Genomic DNA, 12214 nt, shown 5'->3' with positions numbered 1-12214 from the left:
GGGCCCGGTCTCACGTGGCGGTTGCCGGGGCCGAGGCGGCTTTGGCTTTCTTCCGTCTGCCGTCGGCCCCGCGCGTGGCCATGTCGTACAAGATGGGTACGGTGATTTGCGTCAACACGCCGGAAACCAAGATCCCGCCGACGCTGGCGGCGCCGACTCCCACCCGCGGCTCGGCCCCGATCCCTTTCCCCAGCATCAGCGGCAGCATCCCCAGGACCGCCGCCAGGGTAATCATCACGATGGCCCGAAAACGATCGCACGACGCCTGAATCATCGCCTCGTGCGAGGGGACGCCTTGCGCGACCAGTTGATTGAACTCGTCGACGATCAGAATGGCGTTGTTGACCACGATGCCGGTCAACATCACGATGGCCATCACGGCGAAGATGCCGAGGCTTTCTCCCATCAAATACAGGCCCCAAATGGAGCCGATCAGGCCCAGCGGCACCGTGACCAGCACCAGGAAGGTCCGTTTGAACGACTCGATGATGGCGGCGAGCGAGAGGAAGACCAAGAGGACGGAGATCAACCCGGCCTCGGCCAGACCGCCCAACCCTTCTTGCATCGTCTCGTACAGACCGGCGAAGGTGTAGCGATAACCCGGCGGGAAGGCGACGTTTTGATCCAATTGGGCGCTGATCTCTTGCACGGCTTTGCCCAAAGGCAGGTCCGGGGCCAATTGCGAGGTCAGCTTGGCGATCCGCTGCTTGTCCTTGCGGATGATTTGGATGGGCATGGTGCGCTCTTCGACGCTTCCCAACGCCGCCAGAACGAGGGGGTGCCCTTCCGCGCCGGGAAAGAGAAAGCCCGCCACTTGATCCTTGCCCTCTTGCTCCGCGAACTTGACGACGATGTCGTAATTGCGGGCCGTGGTGCGGGACTTGAACGTGCCCGCCTTGATGCCTTCCAAATTGCCGCGCAGGATCAGCCCCATACCCACGGCGGGCGACTGGAGGTCCGCCAGGATGTCGCGGCGGGGACGGATGCGGATTTCGGGTTTGGGGGCGCGGACGGAGGTGTCGGGCGTGAGGACGCCGGGGACCTGCCGGGCCTGGGCCAACGCCGCCAGCGCCAAGCGATCCAATTCCCGCAGGTCCTGCCCCGCGATCTCCATTTCCACCGGGTTGGACTGACCGCCGATAATCGACGGGATGCTGACCGTGATCAAGGCGTCGGGAAAGTTCTGCAACCGCTGCCGCACGTCGTCCATCAGGGCGTAGATGTCGGCCTTCCGCTCGATCCGCTGCGAAAAGACCAACAGCACCTGCGCGATGTACACGCCTTCGCTACTTTGACCCAGCACGCCCTCGGCCTTGCCCACCGTGGTCAGGATGTGTCGCAACTCGGGCACGTCGCGCAACCGCCGCTCGGCCTCTTGCACTTGGGCGACAGTGGCGTCGAGGTCGTAGCGGGTGGGGAACTCCAACCGCACGTAAACCTCGCCGCGGTCGGAGTCGGTGAAGAATCCCGTGCCCACCTCGCCGGCCAGGAAGAGCGCGTGGACGAACAGCGCGGCCACGCCCAGGAGGACCAGCACGGCGGCCCAACGGCGGTGCTCCGTGAACTTGAGCAACCAACGGTAGAGGGCTACGTTCGCGTCCAGCATGCGATTGAACGCCCGCTCCAGCCGCGCCGGCAGGGATCGCGAATCGGCCTTGGCGGGCTTCAGCAGCAGCGCGCAGAGCATGGGCGTCAGTGTGAACGAAATGAACAGTGAGGCCACGGTCATGATGAACATGGTCATGGCCAAGGGGCCGATGAACAGGCCGACCCGCGTCCGCATCACGGCCAAGGGGAACAGCACCACGACGTTGGTCAGGGCGCTGGCCAGCACGGCGACGAAGACCTCGGAGGCACCGATCCGGGCGGCCTCCTTGGGGTCGCCCGACTCCTGGAGCCGCGCCACGATCGATTCCAATACCACGATCGAGTTGGTGACCAAGATGCCCACCGACAGACCGATGGCGATCAGCGTGGACGTGTTCAGCGTGTAGCCCACCACCTGCATGAAGAACAGGCCGATGACGATGGTCAGCGGCATGCTGATGCTGACGACGATGAGCGACCGCAGATTGTAGAGAAAGAAGAAGAGGATGGCGGCGGTGAGCACGATGCCGATGCCCACGTTCATCCAGGCGTCCTGATTCATCGCCTTGATGAAGGTGCCGTCGTCGGAGACCCATTCCAGCTTCATTCCGGCGGGGAGATCGCGATTGATGCGGTCGAGGGTGCGACGAACGCCGTCGACGGTGCGCACGGCGTTGGCGTCGGCCTTCTTGACGATCTTGACGGCGACGGCCTCGCGCCCGTCGAGATAGGCCCGCTGCCGCAACTCCTCCGTGCCCATCACCGCGCGACCGACGTCCCGCAGGTAGCACCGCTTTCCCTCGGAATTGGCGATTTCCAGGTCGTTCAATCGCTCCAGTTCTTCGTATTCGGCGTCGAACTTGACGCTGTATTCGATGCCGTGCTCGCGGACGCGGCCGGAGGGAATGGTGCGGACCCCCGACTGCACGGCCCGCACGACGTCCATCGTGGAAAGCCCCCGCGCGGCGAGCTTGTCGCGGTCCAGCTCCAGATGGACCTCGCGCTTGGCGCCGCCGATGAGCTGCACGTCGGCCACGCCCTCCAGCACGCTCAGGCGGTCCCGCAACTCGTTGTCGGCGTAGTCGTACAGTTCCTCCACGCCCAAATTACCGGTCAAAACCAGCGTGGCCACCGGCTTGGCGTTGATGTCGAACTTTTGGATGATGGGATCCTCGGCGTCCTCGGGGAGATCGCGGCGGATGAGATCGATCTTTTCCCGCACGTCCGTGGCCGCGATGTCCACATCCACGCTCATCTCGAATTCGAGCAGCGTCTGGACCACGTTCTCCATGCACACGGAGGAGACGTGCTTCAGGCCCTCCACCGACGATACGGCGTCTTCGATCCGTTTGGCGACGTCGATTTCCAGCTCTTCGGGCGACGCGCCCGGGTAGACCGTCAGCACCGTGATGAAGGGGACGTCCAGCTTGGGCATCAGCTCCAAGCCCATGTTGCGGTAGGCGTTGATCCCCAGGATGGTCAAGCCGATGAACAAGCAGCTCGTGGCCACCGGGCGGCGGACGGCGAAATCGGAGAGGGTCATCGGGCGGCCTCCTCGATCACGCGGATGGGCGTGCCGTCGCTGACCAGGGTTTGACCCATGGAGATGATGGGCGTACCCGGCTCGATTCCGGACAGAACCTCCCACCAGCCGTCGGTTTGCATCCCCAGGGGCACCGCCGTTGCCGCCGCCTTGCCGTCTTTGGCCGAGAAGACCATCTGGTGGTTTTCCCGCTGGACCACGGCGGCGATCGGCACGCCCACGCCGCGCCGCGATTGCAGCAGCAGGGTGGTTTGGGCCAGCCGACCCGGGACGACGTCGGCCGGCGGATTCTCCAAGAGACACTTCACCTGGAAGGTCCGCAATTTCGGCTCCACGGTCGGGCTTTTATACGTGACGGTCAGTTCGCCGACCTCCGTTCGCCCGACCGTTACCCGCATCTTGCTTTTCCCCACCTCGATGCGGTCGTAGTATTCCGCGGGCGCGAACACGCTGATCTCGATCAGCGTCAAATCATCGATCCGCAGCACGGGCGTGCCGGAGCCGGCGCTCTCGCCCGGTTCTTTCAGCCGCAGGGACACCCGGCCCGAGATCGGCGCCACGACCAGCGAATCGGCATAGTCTTTTTCCGCGACCTTGACGTTCAGCCGCGCCTGCTCCAGTTGGGCCTTGGCCAGATCGATCAAGGTCTGCACGTGGCGGACGTCGGCCTCCAACTGGCGGCACTGCGCCTGCTGATGCTCCACGACTTGCGTGGCGACGGCGTTGCGGGCGTTCAGGTCTCGGTAGCGCGCCAGGTCCGTCAGCGCCTGTTGTTGCGCCACCAACGTCTTTTCCAAGAGCGCCTCCTTCTCGCGGACCGCGCAATCGGCCACGCGGAGCTGCTCTTGCGCGATGGCCACCGCCTGGGCCAGCTTGACCGAATCGGTCTGAAAGAGTTTGGTCTTGCCGGCCTCGACGTAGTCTCCCTCCTCGACGAAAATCTGGTCGAGCGTGCCGGGAATGCGTGCCGACACCAAGGCGTAACGCTTGGCCAGCACCGATCCGGCGATGATCAACCGCTCCTCGAAGATCATCTCCTTGGCAGGGGTCAAGACGACCGGTACGGCATCGGCGGGGGCGGCCGGCGTGCCGGAACCTCCCGCCGGGTTCGTCCTTTCACTCGCACCATTTTGAGAAGGCTCCGCGCGGGCGGTGCCGAACACCCCGGCGGCGGCCGCGGCCAAGACCGCTCCCACCACTATCAATCCTGCCACGCTCAACGTAACGGCGGTTTGAATCCACCATCTACGATTCGCTTTCATGAGTTCGCCCCCCTCCCGGCTTCGTGAGACCGTATCCCACACAGGATCAGGTCCATCAGCTCCCGGATTGAGTTTTCGATGGGCCGTTGCTCGCCGGACTCCAGTTGCCGCTCGATGCAGAATTGCACGGCCCCCACGGCCATCTCGGCCGCGGAGACGGCGTTGAACTCGCGAAAGCTCCCTTCCGCGATGCCCTGCTCGAAAATGCTGCGGAACCGGTCGATCGCCAACGTGTTCTTGCTTCGCTGCGAGGTGAAGCACAGCTCGCGGACATGCGGATCGCGAAACAGGAAATCGAACAGGCCGCGGTGCTTCGAAAAGTGGCTGAACCACAGCCGCAGCATGGCCTCCAATTTCTCCACGGCTCCCATCGAACTAGCGATGATGTGCCCCCCCGCTTCAATAGCCGGTTCAATGGACCGCTCGAAGACCTGGGTCACCAGCTCCTGCTTATTGCGAAAGTAGTTGTACACGCTGCCTTTGGCGATTCCGGCGGCCTCGGCCACTTTCTCAATCGTGAGGTGCTCGAAGCCGTCGCTTCTAAGCACGTCGAGCGCCGCCTGAAGGATGCCTTCCTTCATGGCGTCGCCGGCAATTTTTCGGCAGCGCTCCGTCAGATTTGTTGTTCCGTGCATTTTCCCTAGCTTGCCCTAATTCTTCTTTTTGGCGACCGGTCGACGCCGTGGAATTCGAAATCGAGAGCGGGACTGATCTTTTCTCGACCAATCGGCTTTCGCTCGGTTGCTTTCGTTCCCAAAGCACTACTCTTTTCTTATTACGGCCAGACCTCCGAACTGGTTTTCAGAAAAATGACCGTACATTCATTTCTACGACTCGGCAGTTTACGAATCAAGCGCGTCGGCCGGTTTTTCCGAAAACACTGAAGGTGACTCTGCTGTCGAACGTGCCGCCTGTGCCGCAGATTACTGCTTTACGATTAATGAAAACCCCTCGATTGGGCGGGCGGTTGTCACTGTAGGCAACTGCGGAACGACACCGAAATTTGGGGGGGATTTTTGGGAGCGGAACCATGGGTTTCACTTTTGGGACACAAGTTCAGAACGGTGGGGAATCCCCGGTCGGCCGTCAAACCATGCGGGATCGGCACGCCCCGAGATCTCCCGCCGGATCCCGCGTCGAACGGACCGCCCGCACCGTGGCGATCCTTACGGTCCTGTTGTTCGCGGCCGGCTGCATGACGAGCTTCCGCGAATGGATCCAGAACGGCTTTAAAGTCGGCCCGAACTACTGCCCGCCCGGGGCGGAGGTCGGCGAGGCCTTTCTGGATTCCTCGGAGCCGGGGATCGGCAACGGCGCGGCCGACTATGTCGAGTGGTGGATGGTGTTCCAGGATCCGACGCTGAACGAGCTGGTTCAGGCGGCCTACGAGGAGAACCTTCCGCTGAAGATCGCCGCCGAGCGAATCTTGGAGGCTAGGGCCATGCTCGGCGTGGCCCGCGGCACCTGGTGGCCGCAACAGCAAGAGGTCGTGGGGGCGTATTCTCGCAACCAAATGAGCCACAACGCCTTCCCCATGTCCAATTTCAGCAAGATCCCCGGCTTCAAGATGAATTACGACAATTGGGCTTTGGGGGCGGAAATGGCTTGGGAGCTGGATTTCTGGGGGCGATTCCGCCGCATGATCGAATCCGCCGAAGCCAACCTGGAGGCCGAGGAGGAGGCGTATAACGCAGCCCTCGTGCTCTTGCAGGCTGAGACCGCCTCGACTTACATCCAATTGCGGACGATCGACGAGCGACTCTCCCTGGCCCGGCAGAATGTGGAATTGCAGAAGAACACGCTGGCCATCGCCCAGGCCCGGTTCGAGCAGGGGGTCGTCAGCCAGCTCGACGTGCACCAGGCGCAGGCCATCCTATCGAACACCGAAGCCCTCATCCCCATGTTGCGATCCTTGCGGCGGGTGGCGGAAAATCGCCTTTGCACGTTGTTGGGCGAACCGCCGCAAAACTTGGACCCGATCCTCGGGTCGAGCGGCAAAATCCCCCAGGCCCCGGCCGAGGTGGTGGTGGGCATCCCCGCCGATCTCCTGCGGCGGCGGCCCGACGTCCGACGCGCGGAGCGCTTGGCGGCCGCCCAATCCGCCCGCATCGGCATCGCCGAAGCCGAGTTCTATCCTCACATCGCCATCACCGGCCAAATCGCCTATCAAGCCGAGAACTTCAGCGACTTGTTCAACGGCCGAAGTTTCGCCGGTATGGTCGGGCCTGGGTTCCGCTGGAACATCCTCAACTACGGCCGCATTCGCAATTCCGTGTTGATGGAGGATGCGCGATTCCGCCAGGCGGTGTTGGGCTATCAGGAAACCGTTCTGCGGGCGAACGAAGAGGCGGAAGACATGATTACCGCCTTCCTGGAGGAGAAACGTCGGCTCCTCGCCCTGGAGCAGGCCACGCAAGCCACGGCTGCCGCCTCCGCGCTGGCCATGGCGCAATACCAAGAGGGCTTGATCGACTTCCAACGGGTGATCGATTCGCAGCGGGCGTTGGTGCAGCAACAAGACGCCCTGGCGGAATCCCGCGGCAAGGTCGCCTTGAACCTGGTCTCCGTGTACAAGGCGTTGGGAGGCGGTTGGCAGGTTCGGTATCAGCAGCCCCGCAACGTACTCGTTTCGCTGAGGACCGGGGCCGGCGCGGGCGGCGAAGTTTCGTCGGGATCAAGTCCGACGCCCGCACCGCAGCCGCTGCCGGCCGCGGCTCCCGCCGCGCCGGTCGCCCCCGCCGTGCCGCCGGTGACCGAGCCGGCCCCCAATGGTGCCGCGCAAGTCGGGCCGAATCCGAGCGGTGTCGCGCCGCAGCCCATGCCGCCTGCGGGTGGCACTGCCGCTCCGCCCGTCCAGCCGGCGCCGTCATCGCCTTCCCCGGCGGAGCCTGCGGCGCCGAACGGCGGTCTAGGCTTGCCCATGCCGCTGCCCCCGGCCCCGGTCCCGGACGAACCCGCCGAGGTGCAGTTCCAGCAGTGACGGATCCGGCTCCGTAGTGAGCGCGAGGCCCGGCTTCCATGCTGATTGCCTTGCGTTAGACTGGCGGTGAACCCAATTCCGTTTCCCAGGATGCGGACCTTGGCGGCCGTAGGGTGACGTTGCCGGCTTGGGCCGGAAATCCGCCTGCGAAGAGAAGCAGTCCGGCACCGCGGGGTGGGCGGCGCTTCTTCGGCCCGAATCCATGTGAGCAAGGACATGACGAGCGAAACGCGGGAACCCGGCGCCTCCGCCGGTAAATCGTCCCGGGGGCTGACCGCCTGGGTCGTCATCCCGGCCCGGCTGGCTTCGGTGCGACTGCCCGGCAAGATGCTGCTGAGCGAGACGGGCAAGCCCTTGATTCAGCATACCTACGAGGTAGCGTCTGCGGCGACGAGGCCGGCGGGCGTGTGCGTGGCCTGCGATTGCGAAGAGATCCGCCGCGCCGTGGAGGCCTTCGGCGGGACGGCGCGGATGACGGACCCCAACGCCCAAAGCGGGACGGATCGCGTGGCGGAGGTCGCCCGCGCCATGCGCGAGGTGGATGTCTTCGTCAACCTTCAGGGCGACGAGCCGGAGATGGCCCGGGAAGCGATCGATCGCTTGTTGGAGTTGATGGAGCAGCACCCCGAGGCCCGCGTGGGAACCTTGGCCGCCCCGCTCCGCGTGCGGGAATTGCTCGATGATCCGGCCTGCGTGAAGGTGGTCCGCGACGCCGAGGGCTGGGCCTTGTACTTCAGCCGCAGCCTCATCCCTCATCCCCGCGAGTGGGATGACCGTCTCCTCCAGGCCGACCCGCCCGTCTTCCTCCAGCATCTCGGCATCTATGCCTACCGGCGGGAATTCTTGCTGCAATTAGGTGCGTGGTCGCCGCCGCCGTTGGAGCAGGTCGAAAAGCTGGAACAATTGCGATTCCTCTATCACGGGACGCGCATCATGGTGGGGATCATCGATACCTCATCATCCGGGATCGACACCCCCGAGGATTACCGCCGGTTTGTGGCCCGGTACCAAGCTCGGTACAATCTCCGGTAGGCGGCGCGGCGGAGGAGGCGGGGGAGCGTTCCGCCTTGGTTCCGCGCCGACGGCCTCTTTCTGATCGTTCTCTCAAGCGTTTCGCTGCGTTCCATGGGGCGGCCGAGTCCCGCATGGCTGTGCGCGGCGAATTCGTTTTTATCCGCGGTCGGCGGTACGGATGGGCACCATGACCAAACACATTTTCATCACGGGGGGCGTGGTCAGCTCCCTGGGCAAGGGTCTCACCAGCGCGTCGATCGGGATGCTGCTGGAGCGCCGCGGACTCCGCGTGCGGATGCAGAAGATGGACCCCTATATCAACGTCGATCCCGGGACCATGAGCCCCTACCAGCACGGCGAGGTGTACGTGTTGGACGACGGCAGCGAGACCGACCTGGACCTGGGGCACTACGAGCGATTCACCAACAGTCCCCTCACCCGGGATAGCAACTACACGACCGGTAAGATCTATCAGGCGGTCATCACTAAGGAGCGCCGCGGAGAATACCTGGGGCAAACCGTGCAGGTCATCCCGCACATTACGAATGAGATCAAGCGGGCGGTGACGAAGCTGGCCGAGCCGGACGTGGACGTCGTCATCACCGAGATCGGCGGGACGGTCGGCGACATCGAGAGCCTGCCTTTCCTGGAGGCCATCCGGCAACTGTCGCTGGACCTGGGGCGCGAGAATTGCCTGTACATCCATCTCACGTTGGTGCCGTATCTGCGAGCCGCCGACGAGCTGAAGACCAAGCCCACGCAGCATTCGGTGGGCCAGTTGCGGCAAATCGGCATCCAGCCCGACATCCTCATCTGCCGCACGGAAAAGCCCCTCAGCCGGGACTTGCGGGCGAAGGTCGGTCTGTTCTGCAACGTCCCCTCGGAGTGCGTGATCGAGGAGCAAGACAAGACCTTCTCCATCTACGAGGTGCCCCTCAGCCTGGTCGAGCACGGCCTGGATGCCCTGATCGTCCGCAAGTTGAATCTCAAGTGCGGCATGCCGGACCTGGAAAGCTGGCACGAACTGCTGCACCGCATCCGCAACCCCAAGAGTGAGATCTCCATTGCGGTGGTGGGCAAGTACGTAGAACTGCGAGATTCGTACAAGTCGATCTACGAGGCTTTGGACCATGCCGGCATCGCCCATCAGACCGTGGTCCGCGTGGAGCGATTGCACAGCGAACGGGTGGAACGGGAGGGAGCGGAGCGGCTCCTGGCGGGGGTGGACGGCATTCTTGTGCCGGGCGGTTTCGGCGAACGCGGCATCGACGGCAAGATTCAGGCCGTCCGCTTCGCCCGGGCGAAGAAAATCCCCTTCTTCGGCATCTGCCTGGGTATGCAATGCGCGGTCATCGAGTTCGCGCGGAACGTCGCCGGCTTGCAGGATGCCCACTCCACCGAATTCGTCAAGGATACCCCGCATCCCGTCATCTGCCTGCTGGATGAGCAACGGATGGTCACGGACAAGGGCGGAACGATGCGGCTGGGGGCCTATCCGGCCGTGCTCAAGGAAGGGAGTCGCGCGGCCGCCGCCTACGGAAAGCGGGAAATCTCCGAGCGCCACCGCCACCGTTACGAGTTCAATCTCGCGTTCCGCGAAACGCTGGAGCGCTGCGGCATGATGGTGACCGGGACCAGTCAGGACGGGAAATTGGTGGAGATCGTGGAGGTGCCCGAACACCCTTGGTTCGTGGCCGTTCAATTTCACCCGGAATTCAAGTCCCAGCCCACGCGAGCCCATCCGTTGTTTCAGGCGTTCGTGGCGGCAGCCCTGGAAAAGCGGGTTGCGCGCCCGGCTTCGGCCTGAGAGCGAGTCGCAGGCCCTCGCGAGGACGGCGGGCGCGGCACGAGGCGTCCGTTTCCCGAGGAACCTCAGTCTTCGCGGCCGGGATGGGCCTCCTCGCGCGGCGCGTCCTCTTCGTCTTCCAATCGCGGCGGAAGCGGCAGAGCGTAGTCCTCCTTCAACCACCGATAAAGGTCGATGTTGCGGCACCGCCCGCTGCAAAACGGTAGGGCGTCGCTCTGCCGCGGCGAAAATGGCTTGCCGCAGATGGGGCACCGAATGCGTTTCTCTTCTCCGTTGTTCGCCATAGTCTGCTTTTGCTTGTACAACGAGGGAAACAGGAAGATCTCGGCGGCCGGATGCACGGTGACGATCCGCACGCCCACGTCCGCCCGCGGCCGAGCCGGCGCCGGTCGCTTATGCGAGCCGTCGGCCCTGTTCTCGACGCCGCGGAGTGCGGCTTCCGGGCGGCTGCCGCAGGCAAGGCCCCCACGCTTGCGCCGCGCCCGGAGGGTCCCGCGCCGTTGCGATTGCCGGATGCCCATTTCCTCACGCACGGCGTAACGATGGAGCATGGGCCTGCACCCTCCATTTTCTTTCCCGGCAGAGACGAATACGATTCCCCGTTCGAGATTTTTGCGCACTCACGGCGCCGCATCCGGCGGAAATCAGGTCGCGGACTTGCGCCCGGTTATCGTGACCTTGGGCGCTGCGGGCGGAAGGAACCCCCGAGGCCGTCCTACTGCGGTTCTACCGCATTGTGAGATTTACCGGGATTGACATCATGAAACTGGGATTCGGACTGTATCGGCACCAATTGACGGACGACAACTTTCGCTTTGCGCGGCAGTGCGGTGCGACGGAATTGGTCGTGCATTTGGTCGATTACTTCCGCGGCGGCGAGTTGCGCGACAACCAACCGGTGGGAGACGACGGTTGGGGTTGGGCGGGCGACCCCGAGGACCCCATTTGGAACTACGACTCCTTGGCCCGGCTGCAAGAGTCGGCCGGGCGGCACGGCCTGACGATTTGGGCGATCGAGAACTTCGACCCGGCGCTGTGGCACGACATCTTGCTGAACGGGCCGGAGCGAGATCGGCAGATGGCGCGGTTGCAAACGCTGATACGAGACGTGGGCCGGGCGGGGATCCGAGCATTCGGATACAACTTTTCCATCGCCGGGGTGGCGGGCCGCAAATCGGGACCCCTCGCCCGCGGCGGCGCGGAAACCGTCTATGTGGCCGGTCCGGACGAGCGGCCCATCCCCCTGGGCATGGTCTGGAACATGCGCTACGCCCCCGGCGGCTCGGGGCACTTGGCCTTCTTCCCCCACGACGAACTTTGGCAACGGCTGGAGTGGTTCTTGCGGCACTTGCTGCCGGCGGCGGAGGAGGCCGACGTCCGTTTAGCCGCCCATCCCGACGACCCGCCGTTTCCCGTCCTCCGCAACGCGCCGCGCTTGGTGTACCAGCCGTGGATGTACCGTCGTTTGCTGGACCTCTATCCCAGCCGGTGCAACGCCTTGGAGTTTTGTCTGGGCACTCTGGCCGAGATGACCGAGGGCGACATCTACGCGGCAACGGAGGAGTTTGCCCGCGGAGGCAACATCGCGTACATCCACTTTCGCAACGTGCGGGGGAAGATTCCGAACTATCAAGAGACGTTTTTGGACGAAGGCGACATCGACATGCGGCGGATCGTTCGGACCCTCCGAGACTGCGGCTATGACGGGCCGTTGATCCCCGACCACACCCCGCTGATGACCTGCGAAGCCCCGTGGCACGCCGGGATGGCCTACGCGATGGGGTTCATGCAAGGTCTGCTTCGCTGCGAGCGAGACGATAGCTTGGCATAGTTGCGGCATAGTTGCGCGTTTTGGAAGGTTAAAGAGTTCTGGGTAACCGCAAGGGTGCGGTATCGCTTTGGCTTCAAACGCGACGTATGCTTTCCAGAGGCACCGCGCGGAGTCCCCTCGTACGTGTCGCCATCGGCGCGGTGCAGGCACCGGGCAACGCCTCGGCAAATTCGCCGGTAGCTTGCTTTCT

The 12214-nt window shown here is 64.0% G+C and carries 8 protein-coding genes; 4 read left to right on the top strand and 4 right to left on the bottom strand.

What is annotated here, in order from left to right:
* Positions 1–10: 10 nt before the first annotated feature.
* From ACZ5B4_RS13170 to ACZ5B4_RS13160, 3 genes are read right to left on the bottom strand one after another with little or no spacing between them, the layout of a single operon-like run.
* Positions 11–3130 carry an efflux RND transporter permease subunit gene (locus tag ACZ5B4_RS13170; RefSeq protein WP_464911693.1) on the bottom strand — a complete coding sequence of 1040 codons (3120 nt, stop codon included), beginning with the start codon at positions 3128–3130 and terminating at the stop codon, positions 11–13.
* On the bottom strand, positions 3127–4392 hold the full coding sequence (locus tag ACZ5B4_RS13165) for an efflux RND transporter periplasmic adaptor subunit (protein WP_464911692.1): 1266 nt from the start codon (positions 4390–4392) through the stop codon (positions 3127–3129). Before ACZ5B4_RS13165 ends, ACZ5B4_RS13170 begins: the two co-directional genes overlap by 4 nt.
* Complete coding sequence (locus ACZ5B4_RS13160) at positions 4389–5027, bottom strand: TetR/AcrR family transcriptional regulator (RefSeq protein WP_464911691.1); 639 nt, start codon at positions 5025–5027, stop codon at positions 4389–4391. The genes ACZ5B4_RS13165 and ACZ5B4_RS13160 overlap by 4 nt, the downstream gene beginning before the upstream one ends.
* A 395-nt stretch (positions 5028–5422) precedes the next feature.
* On the opposite strand from ACZ5B4_RS13160, the gene ACZ5B4_RS13155 reads away from it, so the two are divergent.
* The 3 genes from ACZ5B4_RS13155 (at position 5423) to ACZ5B4_RS13145 (ending at position 10193) form a co-directional block, all read left to right on the top strand.
* Positions 5423–7372, top strand: a complete 1950-nt coding sequence (locus ACZ5B4_RS13155; protein WP_464911690.1) for an efflux transporter outer membrane subunit — start codon at positions 5423–5425, stop codon at positions 7370–7372.
* A gap of 216 nt (positions 7373–7588) precedes the next feature.
* Positions 7589–8404, top strand: coding sequence for a 3-deoxy-manno-octulosonate cytidylyltransferase (gene kdsB / locus ACZ5B4_RS13150; protein ID WP_464911689.1), 816 nt, complete (start codon positions 7589–7591; stop codon positions 8402–8404).
* A gap of 169 nt (positions 8405–8573) precedes the next feature.
* Complete coding sequence (locus ACZ5B4_RS13145) at positions 8574–10193, top strand: CTP synthase (RefSeq protein WP_464911688.1); 1620 nt, start codon at positions 8574–8576, stop codon at positions 10191–10193.
* 65 nt (positions 10194–10258) lie between these two features.
* Here ACZ5B4_RS13145 and ACZ5B4_RS13140 read toward each other — a convergent pair whose 3' ends face one another.
* A complete protein-coding gene (locus ACZ5B4_RS13140) occupies positions 10259–10744 on the bottom strand; it encodes a DNA gyrase inhibitor YacG (RefSeq protein WP_464911687.1) in 486 nt (161 codons plus the stop codon).
* Between the two features lie 209 nt (positions 10745–10953).
* Here ACZ5B4_RS13140 and ACZ5B4_RS13135 point away from each other — a divergent pair, with 209 nt between their 5' ends.
* Complete coding sequence (locus tag ACZ5B4_RS13135) at positions 10954–12024, top strand: mannonate dehydratase (protein WP_464911686.1); 1071 nt, start codon at positions 10954–10956, stop codon at positions 12022–12024.
* Positions 12025–12214 lie beyond the last annotated feature (190 nt).

It is taken from the genome of Thermogutta hypogea (assembly GCF_055386265.1).
Note: the sequence above shows the minus strand (reverse complement) of the source record. Positions and strands in the feature narration are given on the sequence as shown.